We start from the raw sequence: 17153 nt of genomic DNA, 5'->3' as shown, positions 1-17153 counted from the left end.
GTGCCTCAGCTGGAGGGGCTGCTCGACCTGGAGAAGATCCGGGCCGACTTCCCGATCCTGGAGCGGCGTCTCGCGGACGACCGTCCGCTGGTCTACCTGGACTCGGCGAACACGTCACAGAAGCCGCAGTCGGTGATCGACGCGATCTCCGAGCACTACGCGCTGCACAACGCCAACGTGGCGCGCGCGGCGCACCAGCTCGGCGAGGAGGCGACGGCCGCGTTCGAGGGCGCCCGCGACAAGGTCGCGGCGTTCGTGAACGCGCCGAGCCGTGACGGCGTCATCTTCACCAAGAACGCCTCCGAGGCGCTCAACCTGGTGGCGAACGTCCTCGCGAACGCGGGCACGCCGTACGGGTTCGGCCCCGGTGACGAGGTCGTCATCACCGAGATGGAGCACCACTCCAACATCGTGCCGTGGCAGCTCGCGTGCGAGCGGACCGGTGCGACGCTGCGGTGGTTCGGCATCACGGACGAGGGCCGGCTCGACGTGTCGAACATCGACGACCTCATCACCGAGCGGACCAAGGTCGTCTCGGTCGTGTGGGTGTCGAACGCGCTCGGCACGGTCAACCCGGTCGAGGAGATCACGCGGCGGGCCCACGAGGTCGGTGCGCTGGTCGTCGTCGACGCGTCCCAGTCCGTGACGCAGATGCCGGTGGACCTCACCGCGCTCGGGGCCGACTTCGTCGCGTTCACCGGGCACAAGCTGTGCGGGCCGACGGGCATCGGCGTGCTGGTCGCGAAGCCGGAGCTGCTCAACCAGCTCCCGCCGTTCCTCGGCGGCGGCGAGATGATCGAGATCGTCCGCATGGAGGGCTCGACCTACGCGCCGGCGCCGCACCGCTTCGAGGCCGGGACGCCGCCGATCGTGCAGGCGGTCGGGCTCGGTGTCGCGCTGGACTACCTCTCGGCGATCGGCATGGAGGCGATCCGCGCCCACGAGCACGCGCTCACCGGGTACGCGCTGGAGCAGCTCCAGCAGGTGGAGGGTCTGCGCATCCTCGGCCCGACCGAGAACGTCGACCGCGGTGGTGCGATCAGCTTCGAGCTGGGGGACATCCACCCGCACGACGTCGGCCAGGTGCTCGACTCGCGGGGCGTCGCCGTCCGCGGCGGCCACCACTGCGCCCGTCCGGTCCACGCCCGGTTCGGGGTCACCGCGTCGACCCGAGCGTCGTTCTACCTCTACACGAAGCCCGAGGAAATTGATGCCCTCGTCGAGGGGTTGGACGCTGTGAAGGCGTTCTTCTCGAGGGGAGCGTGACGCCGTGAGCGATGTGGATGCGCTCTACCAGGAGATCATCCTCGACCACTACCGCAACCCCCGCCACAAGGGGCTGCGGGACCCGTTCGAGGCCGAGGTGCACCACGTCAACCCGACCTGCGGCGACGAGGTGACGCTGCGGGTGCACATGGTCGACGGCAAGGTCGCCGACGTCTCCTACGACAGCCTCGGCTGCTCGATCAGCCAGGCCTCGGCCTCGGTGCTCACCGAGCTGCTCATCGGCAAGGACCTCGACGAGGCCATGGCCGTGCACGAAGAGTTTCTGGCCCTGATGCAGTCCAAGGGCCAGGCCACCCCCGACGAGGACGTCCTCGAGGACGCGGTCGCCTTCGCCGGAGTCTCGAAGTACCCCGCCCGCATCAAGTGCGCGTTGCTTTCCTGGATGGCCTGGAAGGACGCCACAGCTCAAGCCCTCGCGAACGGAGCTACGTCATGACCACCAGCGCACCGACCGAGGACGACCTGACCGAGGCCCTGCGCGACGTCGTCGACCCGGAGCTCGGCATCAACGTCGTCGACCTCGGCCTCGTGTACGGGGTCAGTGTCGACGAGTCGAACATCGCGACCATCGACATGACCCTGACGTCCGCGGCCTGCCCGCTGACCGACGTCATCGAGGACCAGACCCGCGCCGCCCTCGAGGGTCTCGTCGCGGACTTCCGCATCAACTGGGTCTGGATGCCCCCGTGGGGCCCGGACAAGATCACCGACGACGGCCGCGAGCAACTCCGCGCCCTCGGCTTCAACGTTTGATCGGAGGCGTTCGGCCGCTCCACCTCCGATCCCGCGAGGAGCATTCCATGCGTTCCGTCGAGGTCGAGGCGGAGCGCATCCCACGGTGGTTCGCCAACTTTGCCGACCGCAACAGCGGTCTGACGGAGGTTTCGGCGACGACGGACGGCGTGCGCGCGGTCGGCGGCAACAGGACGGTCGCCGAGTGCGTGCCGCCGTTCCTCCGTCTCTGGGCGCCGACCGGTGACCCCGTGGCGGCGCTCGCGGCGCACGCGGCCGCGGAGCGACGGGTGGGCGTGCTGCTCGTCCGGCTCGGCGGGTTCGCGGCCGGCGTCTTCGTCGGCCCGGCGCTGAGGGAGTCGAAGGTCGGGTCCCGGCACGTCCAGGGCCGCACCGCCGCCGGCGGCTGGTCGCAGCAGCGCTTCGCCCGCCGCCGGGCCAACCAGGCCGACCAGGCCCTCGACGCGGCCGCCGAGACCGCGGCGCGGATCCTCGTCCCGGCGGCCGGGGACCTCGACGCGCTCGTCCTCGGCGGGGAGCGCAAGGCCGTCGACCGTGTCCTCGCCGACCGCGCTCTCGGGCCGCTGCGGGACGTTCCCGTCGAGCCGCGGTTCCTCACGGTCCCGGATCCCCGCCTCGACGTCCTCCGTTCGACACCGACCCGCTTCCGGTCGGTGACGATCCACCTCACCGACCCGGCCTGACTGCATTGGAGATGACATCTCTTGTGCACATGCACAAGAGATGTCATCTCCAGTGCAGGGGCGGTCAGGCGGTGGGGGCCGGTGTGGAGGGACGGACCTCGCCCTTGTCGATGACGAGGACGCGGTCGCAGTCGTGGGGCCGCAGCTGCTGGAACTGTTCGGCGATGACCACCGAGGTCCCGCGGTCGAGACAGATCCTCTGCAGCGTCGCGTAGACCCGGTCGACGACGACCGGCGCCAGGCCCTGGGACGGTTCCTCGACGAGGATCAGCGCCGGGTCGGACATCAGCGCCCGGCCGATCGCGAGCATCTGCTGCTCGCCGCCGGAGAGCGTGCCCGCGATCTGGCCCGCGCGGTCGGTGAGCGTGGGGAAGTAGGAGAACACCGCGTCCCGCCGGCCGGGCAGGCGGCGGGTCGGGACGTGCGAGGCGCCGGCGTCGAGGTTCTCCCGCACCGTCAGGGTCGGAAAGACGCGGCGGCCCTCGGGGGAGTAGCTGATCCCCGCCCGGGTGCGCCGGGCCACCGGCCACCGGACGATGGACCGTCCGTCGTAGCGGATGTCGCCGCCCAGCACGGCGACGGTCCCCATCACGGTCTGCAGCAGGGTCGACTTCCCGGCGCCGTTGCCGCCGACGAGGATGACGATCTCGCCCGGGTTCACGTCGAGGTCGACGTCGTAGACGACCGGCACCCCGTCGTAGCCGGACCGCAGGCCGCGCAGGCTCAGCCGCGGTTCGCCGGCGTGCTCAGTCACCCGTCACCCCCGTCCGCTCGGCCGCGACGCGCTCGCGCCACGGGATCGCGGCGGCGTCGTGTCCGGCGCCGAGGTAGCGCTCCTGTACGTCGGGGTCCGCCGCGACGTGGTCCGGGTCGCCGTGGGCCAGGATCTGACCCTCCGTCAGAACGTAGACGAGGTCGCAACTCTCCAGGACGGCCTTGACGTAGTGCTCGACGAGCAGGACAGTCAGCCCGAGGTCGGCCTGCAGGCGCCGGACGAGGCCGATCAGGGCGCCGGAGGACGCGGGGTCGAGGCCGGACGTCGGTTCGTCGAGCAGCAGGATCTGCGGACCGGAGAGCAGCGCGCGCCCGAGCTCGGTCCGCCGGCGGGCGGAGAACTCCAGCTCGCCCACCCGCTCGTCCCAGTAGCGGTCGATGTCGAGCAGGCACGCGATCGCCCACGCGGCCTCCTCGGCGGCGCGGATCTGCCGCCACTGCGCGGGCATGCCGACGACGAACTGCGGCAGGCTGCCCGAGATCCGCAGACCCGCACCGGCGAGCAGGTTGTCCGCGACCGAGAGCTCCTTGACGATGCGCGTCGTCTGGAAGGTGCGCGTCATGCCGAGGCCGGCGCGCTCCCACGGCTGCCGATGCGTCACGTCGTCGCCGAAGATCCGCACGACGCCGGCATCCGGGCGGGTCAGTCCGGAGACCACGTCGAACAATGTCGTCTTGCCCGCGCCGTTCGGGCCGATCAGGCCGGTGAACGACCCGGTCGGTACCTCGATGCTCGCACCGCGCAGGGCCCGGACCCCACCGAAGGCGACGGAGACGTCCTCGGCCGCGAGGGCGATCGGCTCCGTGCGACGCCGTGGGAACCAGCGTTCGAGGGTCTCCAGCGACTGCCGGCGGACCTCGTCGCTCGGGCCGATCTCGCGCAGTTCGGTCAGCCCGTCGGCGCGGGCGAGCACCTCGGCCGCCGCGGTGAACGACGACGGCCGCTCCGCCCGCCGTTGCGCGGCCGGGCCGAACCGCAGCCGCCGGTAGGCGTCCTGCATCCGGCCGCCCAGTCCGCGCGAGCCGCACAGCACGCCGGCCAGGAGCGAGATGCCCGCCAGCAGCTGGTAGTTGACGTGGAGCTTCTCGAGCTGGAAGGGGATGTACTGGAACGCGACGGCGACTGCGAGCACGCCGACCATCGAGTCGAAGCCGCCGAGGATCGCGATCGAGAGCCACAGCAGGGACGTCGTGGCGGTGTAGTTCACCGTCCCCGGCGTGCTGCCGTAGAGCGTCGCCGCGAGGATCCCGGCGAGACCGCCGAGCGCCCCGCAGACGGCGAAGGCCAGGGCCCGCGTCCGCAGCGGGCGGACCCCGACCGCGACGGCCGCCTGCTGGTCCGCGCCCATCAGCAGGATCGCCCGGCCGTGCGGCGAGTGCCGGAGCCGCTGCAGGAACGCGAGCACGAGCGCGACGACGGACAGGATGAAGAGGTAGAACGCGCGGTCGTCGTGGCTGGAGACCTCGTAGCCGAAGATGTGCGGGCTCGGCGTCGTCAGGCCCTGGTCGCCGCCGGTCAGCCGATACTGCGTGAAGACGATCCGCTCGACCAGGATCTGCACGCCGAGCGTGAACACCATGACGTAGACGCCGGAGAGCCGGACGCTGAACAGGGCGACCGCGAGCATCATGACGATGCCGATCGCGACGGAGACGACGATCGCGATCACCAGCGGATGGCCCCACCCGTTCGGTCCCGGACGGTAGACCCACGACCCCAGGTACAACGAGGTCGCGTAGACACCGGCGGCGGCGAGGTTGATCTCGCGTCCCCACCCGACCATCACCATCAGGCCCAGGGCGAGGACGCCGATCACCAGGCCCGTCGTCACGGTGAAGACGCGGTAGTCGGGCGCGAAGAAGATCCACCCGATCGCGACCGCGGCGCCGACGAGGTTCAGCGGCTGCCGCAGCAACGACAGCAGCGGGCGGGCCCGGCGGCCGGCCGTCGCCCCGGGGGCGGTCACGTCCGCACCGTCCAGACGCTGCGGGGCGAGGACCGGCTGCGCCACCCGGCGACGGCCAGCGCGGTGATCACCATCGCGGCGAAGATCATGCCCTCGCGGGTCGCGGGGTTGATCTCCCCGAGCGCCGAGGTGCTGGCGAACGAGTCGATCGTGGAGAGCACGATCGCGCCGAACAGCGCCAGGCCCGGACTCGAGAACGCCCCGACGACGGCGACCGTCAGCGCGCGGAAGAACACGAGCAGGATCGCGGACAGGTCGGTGCCCGCGAGCGGGGCGAGCAGGGCGCCGGCGAGCGCGGACATCGCGCCGGCGGCGGCGTAGGACCCGACACCGATCCGGTACAGGCGGATCCCCGACCAGCGGGCGGCCTCGACGTCGTCGCTGATCGCGCGGACGTTCACCCCGGCGCGGGTGTGGTTCAGGTACAGCGAGACGAGCGCGACGAGGACCAGGCTGATCACGAGGCAGGCGAACCGGTGCGCGGTGACGTTGAAGCCCCACACGCGGAAGCTGCTCTCGCCGAACGGGCTCGCGCTGATCGCGACGTCCGGGGCGACGGGGAAGTTCTCCGTCGCGACCGCGCCGATGATCAGCATCGCGGCGATCGACACCGTCGACAGCGTCAGCGGCGGGAGGAACGCGATGCGTGAGTTCATCATCACCAGCCCGTAGGCCGCGCCGACGCCGGCGCCGATCCCCATCAGGGCGATCAGGGCCATCCAACCGGGCATCGTGTACTCGACGGTGAAGTGGTAGTACCCGTACGCCCCGACGACGGCGATGCCGTAGTGGACGAACCCGATCGTGCGGCTGATGCGGTAGGTGAGCACCAGCGCGATCGCGAGGACGCTGAAGATTCCGGCGTTGGCCAGGCCGATCACGAGCGCCGGACCGAACAGGTCCGGGTTCGGATCGATTCCGAGCATGCGTACGCCTTCCCTACGCGGCCATCCCCGGGACTGGATTGGGCGCGGGCAGCGTCAGCCTAGAAAATCGGCGCCGCCTAGAATCCGTCAAGGCATGATCACCGCGACCGGACTTGAGCTGCGGGTGGGGGCGCGGCTCCTGCTCGGCGCTGCGACGTTCCGTGTGGGCCCTGGCGACCGCGTCGGCCTGGTGGGCCGCAACGGCGCCGGCAAGACCACGCTGACGAAGGTGCTCGCGGGGGAGGGCCAGCCCGCCGCCGGGTCGGTGACCCGCTCCGGCGACATCGGCTACCTGCCCCAGGACCCCCGCACCGGCGACCTGAACGTGCTCGCCCGCGACCGGATCCTGTCCGCGCGCGGCCTCGACGAGATCGTCACCCGGATGCGCGAGACCGAGGGCCAGATGGCCAGCGCGGACCCGGAGACGCACGAGAAGGCAATGCGGCGGTACTCCCGGCTGGAGGCGGAGTTCGTCGCGAAGGGCGGCTACGCCGCCGAGTCCGAGGCCGCCTCCTTCGCCGCCAGCCTGGGCCTGCCCGACCGTGTCCTCGGCCAGCCGCTGCACACGCTCTCCGGCGGTCAGCGCCGCCGGGTCGAGCTGGCGCGCATCCTGTTCTCCGGCGCGGGGACGCTGCTGCTCGACGAGCCGACCAACCACCTCGACGTCGACTCGGTCGTCTGGCTGCGGGACTACCTGAAGTCGTTCCCGGGCGGCCTGATCGTGATCAGCCACGACGTCGCGCTGGTCGAGCAGTGCGTGAACAAGGTCTTCCACCTCGACGCGAACCGCTGCGAGCTCGACATCTACAACGTCGGCTGGAAGGCGTACCTCCAGCAGCGGGAGACCGACGAGCGCCGGCGGCACCGCGAGCGCGCCAACGCCGAGAAGAAGGCGGCCGAGCTCACCGCGCAGGCGAACAAGATGCGCGCGAAGGCCACCAAGGCTGTGGCCGCGCAGAACATGCTGCGGCGCGCGGAGTCGCTGGTGGCCGGCCTGGAGGGCGTCCGGCAGGCGGACAAGGTCGCGAAGATCCGGTTCCCGGAGCCCGCCCCCTGCGGCAAGACGCCGCTGATGGCGACCGGGTTGTCGAAGTCCTACGGCAGCCTGGAGGTCTTCACCGACGTCGACCTCGCCGTGGACCGTGGCGCGCGCGTCGTCATCCTCGGCCTCAACGGCGCCGGCAAGACGACGCTGCTGCGGATGCTGGCCGGCGTCGAGGAACCGGACACCGGCGAAGTCGTGCCGGGGCACGGGCTCAAGATCGGGTACTACGCGCAGGAGCACGAGACCCTCGACCCGGACCGGACGGTGCTGGAGAACATCCAGTCCGCCTCGCCCGACATGTCCGAGACCGACCTGCGCAAGCTGCTCGGCTCGTTCCTGTTCACCGGCGACGACGTCGAGAAGCCCGCGGGCGTCCTCTCCGGCGGCGAGAAGACCCGGCTCGCGCTCGCGGCGCTCGTGGTCTCGAGCGCGAACGTCCTGCTGCTCGACGAGCCCACGAACAACCTGGACCCGGCCAGCCGCGAGGAGATCCTCGCGGCTCTGCGGCGTTACGCCGGCGCGATCGTCCTCGTCTCCCACGACGAGGGTGCGGTGCACGCCCTGAACCCGGAGAAGCTCATCCTCCTGCCGGACGGCATCGAGGATCTCTGGGGCGACGAGTATGCGGATCTTGTCGCCCTGGCGTGATCACTTTTCCGGATTTTCCGGGGTTCTGCCCGTTTCGTTCCGTTCGGTCATGACATCTGCCAGATCGTCATGTAGCAGGCGTCATCACTTTCGTCGAACGCCCTCAACGGCACCCACGTTCCAGCCGATCATGCAGGTCTCGGGGTCACCAGACCGGTTCGCGTATGAGCGACAGTTCGATCGGAGGCACCACGTGGCCGAAACCCTGCGGAAGGGCAGCCGGGTCACCGGCACCGCGCGAGAGCGTCTTGCCGCGGACCTGAAGAAGAAGTACGGCCAGGGGCGGAGCATCCGTTCCCTCGCCGAGGAGACCGGACGTTCCTACGGGTTCGTCCACCGCATGCTGACGGAGTCGGGTGTCACCCTCCGCGGCCGCGGCGGCGCCACCCGGGGCAAGGTCAAGGCCTGACCTGAGGCCAGCTCCGAACGAACTGAGCCGGCTGAGCGCGCGAGCGCCCAGCCGGCTCCGTTCGTTCCCGGGTGGGATTCCTCAGACCGCGTCGGCGGAGCCGGCCTTGCGACCTTCGAGGAACTCCCACCCGAGGGCGGCGACCCACGCCACGCCGCCGAACAGGGTGAGGTAGAGACCGAACGCGGCGAACTCGTTCATGTCGGCGATCGCGACGATCGCCACGACGGCGCCCGCGATCCCGGAGACGGCGACGTACGCGGGCTGCGGAAGCTTGCGCCGCCCGATCACGTCGGTGCCGAAGGCGAGGGCGGCCAGCCCGGCGAACGCGGCGAGGAGCGTGAGCTTCCCGTCGCCCTCGATGCCGGCCACGCTCAGGCCGAACACGGAGACCCAGGGCAGGAACGCCGCGATCGCGACGACCCCCATGCTGACCGCGGCGATCTGCTGCTGGCGGTTCAGGACCGACAACCGGACGGCTCCGGACGTGTTCCCGGACGTGTTCTGGGTGTGCTGCTCGGTGCTCAAGGTTCCCCCGTCTGATCTCGTCGTGGGCCCCGGGGCGGGGCTCCTGTGCGCTTCGAGCCCCACTCGCCCCGGTCCGTTCCCGCCGGCGTCGGAATCGGGCCCTTCGGACCAGCGGCCATCGGTCGAAGGGGCGCGCGTGTCTCGTAGGGTTCGGCCATGACCTCTGCTACGTCCGCCGGGAATCCGGTGCAGTCCGACGCCCTCGCCGCCGGTGGGATCCGCCTCGAGGTGGACGGGGCTGTTGCGACGGTGGTCCTCGACCGCGCCGACCGGCGCAACGCGATGACCCCGACGATGTGGCTCGCCCTCGCCGCGGTGCCGGAGTTGCTGCCCGCCGACGTCCGCGTCGTCGTGATCCGCGGCGACGGCCCCACGTTCTGCGCGGGTCTGGACCTGCGCCTCGCCAGCCCCGAGGGCGTCCCCGGCGAGGGCTCGATGGGGTCGATCATGACCCCGCTCGACGACCAGGGCATCGCTGACCAGGTCGGCATCTGGCAGCAGGGCTTCCTCTGGATGCGCGACCCCCGCTGGATCACGATCGCATCCGTTCAGGGCGCCGCCGTCGGCGGCGGTTTCCAGCTCGCGCTCTCCGCCGACCTGATGGTCGCCGCCGACGACGCCAAGTTCTGCATGAAGGAGAACGCGCTCGGCCTCGTTCCCGACCTGACCGGCACCAAGCCGCTGGTCGATCGCGTCGGCTACTCCCGCGCCCTGGAGATCTGCGCCACCTCCCGGTGGATCGACGCCGAGGAGGCCGGTCGGCTCGGCATCGCCCAGCAGGTCGTCCCCGTCGCCGAGCTCGAGTCCGCGACCGCCGCCCTCGTCTCGGCCCTGCTCGCCACCGTCCCCGCCCCGGGGGTCAAGGTGAAGGAGCTCCTCCTCGCCGCCGAACGCCGCGACGTGTACGAGCAGGCCCGCGCCGAGCGCGAGACCCAGGTCTCCCTGCTGCGCGGCATGGCGAACCGGATCAGCGGCGCCTGACCTCTCGTTGGAGATGTCATCTCCAGTGGGCTGACACGTCTGCTGTCGGGGCGGATCGCCCTGCGCCGCCCCAGGTCTGACGCCGGTTCAGTGCACTGGAGATGACATCTTCAGTGCATGTGCACAAGAGATGTCATCTCCAGTGCAGGGGCGGGGCGAGCGAACCGGCACGGTGGCGGGGCGCCGTCTAATCTCGATGGGCAGAGCAGTACCGGAACACCAGGAGCACCGTGACCTACCAATCCCCGTGGTCGACGTACCGGGCCTACACGAAGGTCAAGCCCGGGAAGGCGGCCCGGGGGACGGCGCGGCGGATCCTGACCTACGCGCGGCCCTACCGGGGCTGGATCAGCTGGTTCGTCGCGCTCGTCGTGCTCGACTCGATGCTGATCGTCGCGACGCCGCTGCTGCTGAAGAAGATCATCGACGACGGCGTGATCCCGGGGGACCGGGGTGTGGTCACGACGTTCGCGTTCGTCGTCGCCGGGATCGCGGTGGCGGACGCGATCCTGACGCTGCTGCAGCGGTGGTACTCGGCGCGGATCGGTGAGGGTCTGATCTACGACCTCCGGACGACGGTCTACGCCCACGTGCAGCGGATGCCGGTGGCCTTCTTCACCCGGACGCAGACCGGGGCGCTGATCTCCCGGCTGAACAGCGACGTGCTCGGGGCGCAGACCGCGTTCACGTCGACGCTGTCGGGGGTCGTGGCGAACTCGGTCAGCCTGGTGATGGTGAGCATCGCGATGCTCTACCTCTCCTGGCAGGTGACGCTGCTCGCGCTGGTGATGCTGCCGGTGTTCGTGATCCCGGCGAAGTACGTGGGCCGACGGCTCCAGCAGCTCACGCGTGAGTCGATGGACCACAACGCCGACATGAACACGACGATGGCGGAGCGGTTCAACGTCTCCGGCGCGCTGCTCGTGAAGCTGTTCGGGCGGCCGGACGAGGAGTCCGAGCGGTTCAACGCAGCGGCGGGGGAGGTCCGGCAGATCGGCATCCGCATCGCGATGGCGAACCGGTTCTTCTTCGCCTCGATGGTGCTCGTCACCTCGCTCGCGACCGCGGTCGTCTACGGCGTCGGCGGCAACCTCGCGATCTCCGGCGACCTGTCGGTCGGGACGCTGCTCGCGCTGACCGCACTGCTGAGCCGGCTCTACGGCCCGCTGACCGCGCTCGCGAACGTGCGCGTCGACGTCGCGTCGGCGCTGGTCTCCTTCGACCGGGTCTTCGAGGTCCTCGACCTGCAGCCCTCGATCGACGAGAAGCCGGACGCGAAGCAGATTCCCGCCGGCCCGGTCGCCGTCGAGTTCGACGCGGTGAACTTCCGCTACCCGTCAGCTGACGAGGTGTCACTGGCGTCGCTGGAAGCGATCGCCATCCGCGAGCGGGGCCCGTCGGAGCAGGTCCTGTTCGACGTCTCGTTCCGCGCCGAACCCGGGCAGCTCGTCGCGCTCGTCGGGCCGTCCGGCGCCGGGAAGACGACGATCTCGCACCTGGTCGCCCGGCTGTACGACGTGACCTCGGGCAGCGTCCGCATCGGCGAGACGGACGTACGCGACGTCACCACCGCCTCACTGCACGCGACGGTGGGGGTCGTCACCCAGGACGCGCACCTGTTCCACGACACGATCCGGAACAACCTGCGCTACGCGCGGCCCGGCGTGACCGAGGAGGAGATGCTCGCCGCCTGCCGCGACGCGCAGATCCTCGACCTGATCGAGTCCCTGCCGCGCGGCCTCGACACCGTCGTCGGGGACCGGGGCTACCGGCTCTCCGGTGGGGAGAAACAGCGCCTGGCGCTCGCGCGCCTCATGATCAAGGCGCCCTCGGTCGTCGTGCTCGACGAGGCGACCGCGCACCTGGACAGCGAGTCCGAGGCGGCGGTCCAGCGCGCGCTCGGCAACGCGCTGGCCGGCCGCACGTCGATCGTCATCGCGCACCGGCTCTCCACCATCCGCGCCGCCGACCAGATCCTCGTCATCGAGGCCGGCCGCATCGTCGAGCGGGGCCGCCACCGCGACCTGCTGGCCGCCGACGCCCTCTACGCGGAGCTGTACCGGACCCAGTTCGCACCGGCCTGATTCGTCCGGTTTGCGAGGTGTGCCGTCTCGAACGGCTCAACGAAAGATCATCCGAACGTATGGTTTCGCGGCTTCCGGAGTCCGCACGGAACCCCCCTGCGTCATAGCGCATGACCGATCGGGCCGGCGCTGGTCCCGAACGGGAAATGCAACGCCATGGGGGAGACGATGTCGGAGTTCGAGCGCGAGTACGGGGCCGGGTCGCCGTGGGAGGCGTTCTCGACCGAGGGTGAGGCACCCGATCCGTCGTGGAGCCGATCCCGGCTCTCCGAGGAGACCGACGCCTCCCGTGAGCTGCGCGCCGCCCGTCTGGTCTACGCCGGCGTCCGCGACGCCGAGCGCGTCGCCGCCGTCATCTACGGCTCGATCTTCCGGCGCATCAAGGTCCACGTCGTGGGCCTGGAGAACGACCTGCAGTGGGTCTCCGCCGTCGAGGCGATGTGGGCCGCCGGCATCGTCGTCGTCCTCGAGGACATCGCCCCGACCGAGTTCGACGAGCCCGCCTCCGCCGGTCTGCCGACCGACGCCGAGGTCCGCGCCGCCGACCTGCTCGTGCTGACCGGGCACTACGAGAACGACGCCAACATCCTGGCGCAGGCCCAGCGCTGCGGCACTCCGGCCGTCCCGCTGCGTGCCCTCGTGCAGTCCTGACAGTCGGGGGCTCCGCCCCCGACAACCCCCGGAAAAGCGCTCACGTCCAGCAGCTGACGACAGACCGTTACGGAGCGCTGTCACCCGGACGGGTGAGCGGCGGCCGCGAGCGCGGCTGCAGCGGAACTACAGCGAGCGCAGGGCTCCGCCGTCGACCGGCAGCATGACGCCGGTCAGGTAGGACGCGGCCGGGCTGAGCAGGAACGCGGCCGCCCGGCCGAACTCCATCGGTTCGCCGTAACGGCGGAGCGGGATGGCGGCGCTGTGGCGTGCGCGGCTCTCCTCCGGGTCGACGCCGGCGAGGGCGTCGAGCTCGCGGATCCGGTCGGTCGCGATGCGGCCCGGCAGCAGCGCGTTCACGCGCACGCCGCGGGGGCCGAGCTCGTCGGCCATGGTCTTCGCGACCATGCCCAGCCCCGGTCGCAAGCCGTTGGACACCGCGAGGCCGGGGATCGGGGCCCGGACCGAGGTCGAGAGCACGAAGCAGATCGAGCCGCCGTCGCCGAGGCCGTTCGCGGTGGCGCGCGCGGTCCGGACCGCGCCGAGGAAGACCGACTCGAAGCCGGTCCGCCACTGCTCGTCGGTGGTGTCCATCGCCGATCCCGGTGGCGGGCCGCCGACGCTGATCAGCGCGCCGTCGAGCTGCCCGAACCGGGCGTTCGCCGCGGCGACCAGGCGCTCCGCGGTGCCCGGCTTGCCGAGGTCCTCCGCCAGGCCCACGGCCACGTCGGGGCCGAGCTTGTGCGCGGCCTCCGTCACCGACGCCTCGTCGCGGGCGGCCAGCACGACCCGCGCGCCTTCGGACACGAGCACCGTCGCCGTCGCGAAACCGAGCCCCCGGCTGCCGCCGGTGACGAGGTACACGCGCCCCTCCAAGCCCAGGTCCATGGCCGCATCCTGCCCGACCACACCAGCCACACACGACCCGGCGGGGACGTGGTGCCGCTCGCAACCAAGATCAACATCACGAAGAGTGATCACGTTTCGGATCGCGTTAAGGTCGGCCCGTGACGCCAGAGACGATCGACGCCGGCACCGTGCGCGGCTGGTTCCAGGCTGCGGAGCGGATCACCGTCCTGAGCGGGGCGGGGGTGTCGACCGCGTCCGGGATCCCCGACTTCCGGGGCCCCCGGGGCGTGTGGACGTTGAACCCGGACGCGCAGCGGATGTTCTCCCTCGACGAGTACGTGCGCGACCCCGCCCTGCGGGTGAAGGCCTGGATCAACCGGCGCGACCACCCGGCCTGGACCGCGCAGCCGAACGCCGCCCACCGGGCGCTGGTCGACCTCGAACGTTCCGGGCGCCTGCGGGCGCTGCTGACCCAGAACATCGACGGCCTCCACCAGCGGGCCGGCTCGGACCCGGCGAAGGTCCTCGAGCTCCACGGCACGCTGTTCGGCGTCGAGTGCCTGACCTGCAACGCGCAGACCACGATGGAGGCGGCGCTGGCGCGCGTGGCGGCCGGCGAACCGGACCCGGCGTGCGAGATCTGCGGCGGGATCCAGAAGGCCGCGACGATCTCGTTCGGGCAGGCGCTGCGCGCCGACGTCCTCGACGCGGCGGTCCGCGCCGCGGCCGACTGCGACCTCTTCCTCGCGGTCGGCACCTCGCTGCAGGTCCAGCCGGCCGCCGGGCTGTGCGAGCTGGCGGTGTCGCGCGGCGCCCGGCTCGTCGTCGTCAACGGCGAGCCCACGCCCTACGACGGGATCGCCTCCGCCGTGCTGCGCGAGGAGATCTCAGACGTGCTGCCCGCGCTCCTGGCGGGCTGAGTCGGCGCGCAGGTCCGCGGCCTCGCGGCGGGCGAGCAGGACGAAGCCGATCGGCCCGATCATCGCGAAGACGTACCACTGCCAGCCGTAGGACCGGTGCAGCAGCTCGCTGCTCGTCCCGGGCAGCTCGCCCGGGTCGGGGGAGTACCGGTTCGCGACGATCGGCACCGGGGGCTTCTGCGTCGCGAGCTGCAGGTAGCCGCCGTAGAGCGGATAAGGGAGCGCCGCCGCGATGCCCGCGGTGTCGATGCGCAGCACCTGCGCGGCGGGGAGGTCGTCCGCCGGCTTGGGGGACTCGCTGGGCCGCAGGTACCCGGTGACCGTCACCGTGCCCGTCGGCGTCTCCGGCGGCGTCGGCTCCCCGTTCACCGGCGCGGCGATCCAGCCGCGGTCCACGAGCGCGGCCGGCCCGGCGGAGGTCACCACCGGGGTGAGGACGTGAAAGCCCTGCCGGCCGTCGCGCGGGCGGTTGCGGACGTAGAGCTGGTGCTCGACGTCGTAGCGGCCGGTCACGATCACGGCGCGGTACTCGTCCTCGGAACGGACGGTCGACCCGACCGGGGAGATCTCCCCGACGGGCACCGGGGCCGCCTCGGCGTTGTCCCGCACCAGCGAGTTCTGCCGCTCGGCGTCGTGGAGGCGGCCGAACTGCCAGCCGGCGAGGAACAGGCAGCCGGGCACGGTCAACGCCGCGACGAGCGCCAGCGCGATCCAGCGCGGCGTCAGCAGGAAGCGGTACCCGGTGCGCGACACCGCCTCACCGTAGCCAGCGGCCCCGCGGCGGCTGCGGGGTCATCTTTCGGCGGGGGTCGGCGGGGCGCTCCCGCAAACTTTGGCCCGACGACCAAGCACCACACCGCCCGCGCGCAGCGGGTTGGGAAATGCGAGCGCAAGTTCGTACTCTGGATCGCAGATGCCAGCGACGATCCTGGCATATCGGACACCTCGGACCCCGTTCCCGCAGGTCAGCCGGACGAAAAGGCTGTCCGGTAGTCCGGTCCGGACTACTCTGAAACGACTGGTCCCCGCCCGGATCAATCGCTGGGAGTCCTCTTGCTCAAGCTGGCAGACACCTACGGCCGTGTGGCCACGGATCTGCGCGTGTCCCTGACGGACAAGTGCAATCTGCGGTGCACCTACTGCATGCCGGCCGAAGGCCTCGACTGGCTGCCCAAGCCGCAGCTGCTCACCGACGAGGAAATCGTCCGGCTCATCCGCATCGCCGTCACCAAGCTCGGCGTCGAGGAGGTCCGTTTCACCGGCGGCGAGCCGCTGGTGCGCAACGGCTTCGTCGGCATCGTCTCCGAGGTCGCGAAGCTGACGCCGCGCCCCAAGATGTCGGTGACCAGCAACGGCCTGGGCATGGAGCGCCTCGCGCAGCCGCTCAAGGACGCCGGCCTGGACCGGGTGAACATCTCGCTCGACACCGTCGACCCCGAGCTGTTCCACAAGCTGACCCGCCGCGACCGCTGGCACGACGTCGAGCGCGGCCTGGCGGCGGCTCGCGACGCCGGCCTGGTGCCGGTCAAGGTGAACGCCGTCCTCATGCGTGGCCAGAACGACGCCCACCCCGAGGACCTGCTGCAGTTCTGCCTCGACCGCGGTTACGAACTGCGCTTCATCGAGCAGATGCCGCTCGACGCCCAGCACGGCTGGAACCGCGCCGACATGATCACCGCCGACGAGATCCTGGAGAAGCTGCAGCGGCGCTTCACGCTGACGCCGGAGCCCTCCAGCATCCGCGGGTCCGCCCCGGCCGAGCGCTGGTTCGTCGACGGTGGCCCGGCGACCGTCGGCATCATCGCCAGCGTCACCCGGCCCTTCTGCGGGGACTGCGACCGCGTCCGCCTCACGGCCGACGGTCAGGTCCGCAACTGCCTGTTCGCCCGCGAGGAGTCGAACCTGCGGGACGCCATGCGCGCCGGCGCCTCCGACGCCGAACTCGCGGTCCGGTGGCAGGTCGCCATGCGCGGCAAGAAGGCCGGGCACGGCATCGACGACCCGACGTTCCTGCAGCCCGACCGCCCCATGTCGGCGATCGGCGGCTGATCACCGGCACCCGGCCGGACCTCCGGGGCCGGCCCCGGAAACGAGCGAACCGGGGCGGCCACGGGGGAAGCCGCCCCGGTTCGCGTTCCGGGGGCCCGGAACGAGCTGTCGTTCAACGGGCGTGACGCGAGTATTACACGCGTTTAGCGGGCTCAGCTGGGCGTTTGCCCAAAGTCACGAGCGGTCCTCGCGTTGCGCGGGTGGCAATTGGGTCCGAAGGGGCAATTGCACCGCAGGGGGCGGGTTGTGCCGCGTGGGCTCGCGTCCGCCGTTCGCGATCACGACGGCGATGTAGGGGAGCACGATCGCGCCGACGAACAGCGACCACCGCAGCAGACCCTCCGTCACGATCGCGCCGAGGAAGCAGACGGTGCGGATGCCCATCGAGATGGCGTACTTGCGGGTCCGTGTCCGGACGTCGTCGGTCAGACTCGACCGCACGCCGGAGACCTCGAAGACCTCCTGCGCCTGCTTCCGGCGGTAACGCGACACGTGCTCACGGTACGTCCGGACCCGGTCGAACCACGCCGCCGGGGTCCCGCTGTGCGCCGAACGGCACAGACTGCGAGACGATGCCCCCGGAAGACGGCAGAAACGGG

At 71.1% G+C, this 17153-nt stretch carries 18 protein-coding genes; 11 read left to right on the top strand and 7 right to left on the bottom strand.

The genetic code is table 11. The annotated features are described in order from the left end of the window. Genes ABD401_RS14810 through ABD401_RS14795 form a run of 4 tightly spaced genes read left to right on the top strand, consistent with a single transcriptional unit; the run spans position 1 to position 2723 of the window. Positions 1-1266, top strand: a complete 1266-nt coding sequence (locus tag ABD401_RS14810; protein ID WP_344606026.1) for a cysteine desulfurase — start codon at positions 1-3, stop codon at positions 1264-1266. Positions 1267-1279: 13 nt separating this feature from the next. After that, positions 1280-1723: a Fe-S cluster assembly sulfur transfer protein SufU gene (sufU, locus tag ABD401_RS14805; protein ID WP_344606157.1), complete on the top strand. Its 444-nt coding sequence runs from the start codon at positions 1280-1282 to the stop codon at positions 1721-1723. Next, positions 1720-2040: a metal-sulfur cluster assembly factor gene (locus tag ABD401_RS14800; protein WP_019877388.1), complete on the top strand. Its 321-nt coding sequence runs from the start codon at positions 1720-1722 to the stop codon at positions 2038-2040. Before sufU ends, ABD401_RS14800 begins: the two co-directional genes overlap by 4 nt. A 47-nt stretch (positions 2041-2087) precedes the next feature. Continuing rightward, the gene (locus tag ABD401_RS14795; protein WP_344606024.1) at positions 2088-2723 is read left to right on the top strand and encodes an acVLRF1 family peptidyl-tRNA hydrolase; all 636 of its coding nucleotides are present in this window, start codon (positions 2088-2090) and stop codon (positions 2721-2723) included. Positions 2724-2787: 64 nt separating this feature from the next. Here the strand turns inward: ABD401_RS14795 and ABD401_RS14790 are convergent, their stop codons facing one another. The 3 genes from ABD401_RS14790 to ABD401_RS14780 are packed head-to-tail and all read right to left on the bottom strand — an operon-like array spanning position 2788 to position 6390. Next, positions 2788-3477, bottom strand: coding sequence for an ABC transporter ATP-binding protein (locus ABD401_RS14790; protein ID WP_344606022.1), 690 nt, complete (start codon positions 3475-3477; stop codon positions 2788-2790). After that, complete coding sequence (locus tag ABD401_RS14785) at positions 3470-5509, bottom strand: branched-chain amino acid ABC transporter ATP-binding protein/permease (protein ID WP_344606020.1); 2040 nt, start codon at positions 5507-5509, stop codon at positions 3470-3472. Before ABD401_RS14785 ends, ABD401_RS14790 begins: the two co-directional genes overlap by 8 nt. Beyond that, positions 5461-6390 carry an ABC transporter permease subunit gene (locus ABD401_RS14780; protein ID WP_344606018.1) on the bottom strand — a complete coding sequence of 310 codons (930 nt, stop codon included), beginning with the start codon at positions 6388-6390 and terminating at the stop codon, positions 5461-5463. The genes ABD401_RS14785 and ABD401_RS14780 overlap by 49 nt, the downstream gene beginning before the upstream one ends. A gap of 94 nt (positions 6391-6484) precedes the next feature. Here ABD401_RS14780 and abc-f point away from each other — a divergent pair, with 94 nt between their 5' ends. Beyond that, complete coding sequence (gene abc-f / locus ABD401_RS14775) at positions 6485-8083, top strand: ribosomal protection-like ABC-F family protein (RefSeq protein WP_344606016.1); 1599 nt, start codon at positions 6485-6487, stop codon at positions 8081-8083. A 193-nt stretch (positions 8084-8276) separates the two neighbouring features. Next, positions 8277-8492: a helix-turn-helix domain-containing protein gene (locus tag ABD401_RS25110; protein ID WP_019877375.1), complete on the top strand. Its 216-nt coding sequence runs from the start codon at positions 8277-8279 to the stop codon at positions 8490-8492. Positions 8493-8573: 81 nt separating this feature from the next. On the opposite strand, the gene ABD401_RS14765 is transcribed toward ABD401_RS25110, so the two are convergent. Continuing rightward, the gene (locus ABD401_RS14765) at positions 8574-9020 is read right to left on the bottom strand and encodes a hypothetical protein (protein WP_344606014.1); all 447 of its coding nucleotides are present in this window, start codon (positions 9018-9020) and stop codon (positions 8574-8576) included. A gap of 156 nt (positions 9021-9176) precedes the next feature. Between ABD401_RS14765 and ABD401_RS14760 the strand changes: the two genes are divergently transcribed. The 3 genes from ABD401_RS14760 (at position 9177) to ABD401_RS14750 (ending at position 12736) form a co-directional block, all read left to right on the top strand. Next, complete coding sequence (locus ABD401_RS14760) at positions 9177-10001, top strand: enoyl-CoA hydratase/isomerase family protein (protein ID WP_344606013.1); 825 nt, start codon at positions 9177-9179, stop codon at positions 9999-10001. 230 nt (positions 10002-10231) lie between these two features. Further along, positions 10232-12085 carry an ABC transporter ATP-binding protein gene (locus ABD401_RS14755; RefSeq protein WP_344606011.1) on the top strand — a complete coding sequence of 618 codons (1854 nt, stop codon included), beginning with the start codon at positions 10232-10234 and terminating at the stop codon, positions 12083-12085. Between the two features lie 168 nt (positions 12086-12253). Beyond that, complete coding sequence (locus ABD401_RS14750) at positions 12254-12736, top strand: hypothetical protein (RefSeq protein WP_156870147.1); 483 nt, start codon at positions 12254-12256, stop codon at positions 12734-12736. 126 nt (positions 12737-12862) lie between these two features. Here ABD401_RS14750 and ABD401_RS14745 read toward each other — a convergent pair whose 3' ends face one another. Further along, positions 12863-13624 carry an SDR family oxidoreductase gene (locus tag ABD401_RS14745; RefSeq protein ID WP_344606007.1) on the bottom strand — a complete coding sequence of 254 codons (762 nt, stop codon included), beginning with the start codon at positions 13622-13624 and terminating at the stop codon, positions 12863-12865. A 119-nt stretch (positions 13625-13743) separates the two neighbouring features. Here ABD401_RS14745 and ABD401_RS14740 point away from each other — a divergent pair, with 119 nt between their 5' ends. Continuing rightward, positions 13744-14505 carry an SIR2 family NAD-dependent protein deacylase gene (locus tag ABD401_RS14740; protein WP_344606005.1) on the top strand — a complete coding sequence of 254 codons (762 nt, stop codon included), beginning with the start codon at positions 13744-13746 and terminating at the stop codon, positions 14503-14505. Here the strand turns inward: ABD401_RS14740 and ABD401_RS14735 are convergent. Further along, the gene (locus ABD401_RS14735; protein ID WP_344606003.1) at positions 14473-15258 is read right to left on the bottom strand and encodes an SURF1 family cytochrome oxidase biogenesis protein; all 786 of its coding nucleotides are present in this window, start codon (positions 15256-15258) and stop codon (positions 14473-14475) included. The genes ABD401_RS14740 and ABD401_RS14735 overlap by 33 nt on opposite strands. Before the next feature lie 300 nt (positions 15259-15558). On the opposite strand from ABD401_RS14735, the gene moaA reads away from it, so the two are divergent. Continuing rightward, on the top strand, positions 15559-16554 hold the full coding sequence (gene moaA, locus ABD401_RS14730) for a GTP 3',8-cyclase MoaA (protein ID WP_344606001.1): 996 nt from the start codon (positions 15559-15561) through the stop codon (positions 16552-16554). A 174-nt stretch (positions 16555-16728) separates the two neighbouring features. On the opposite strand, the gene ABD401_RS14725 is transcribed toward moaA, so the two are convergent. Continuing rightward, positions 16729-17046: a DUF3099 domain-containing protein gene (locus tag ABD401_RS14725; RefSeq protein WP_344605999.1), complete on the bottom strand. Its 318-nt coding sequence runs from the start codon at positions 17044-17046 to the stop codon at positions 16729-16731. Positions 17047-17153 lie beyond the last annotated feature (107 nt).

It is taken from the genome of Sporichthya brevicatena, from assembly GCF_039525035.1.
GTDB classification, from domain to species: Bacteria; Actinomycetota; Actinomycetes; order Sporichthyales; family Sporichthyaceae; genus Sporichthya; species Sporichthya brevicatena.
Note: the sequence above shows the minus strand (reverse complement) of the source record. Positions and strands in the feature narration are given on the sequence as shown.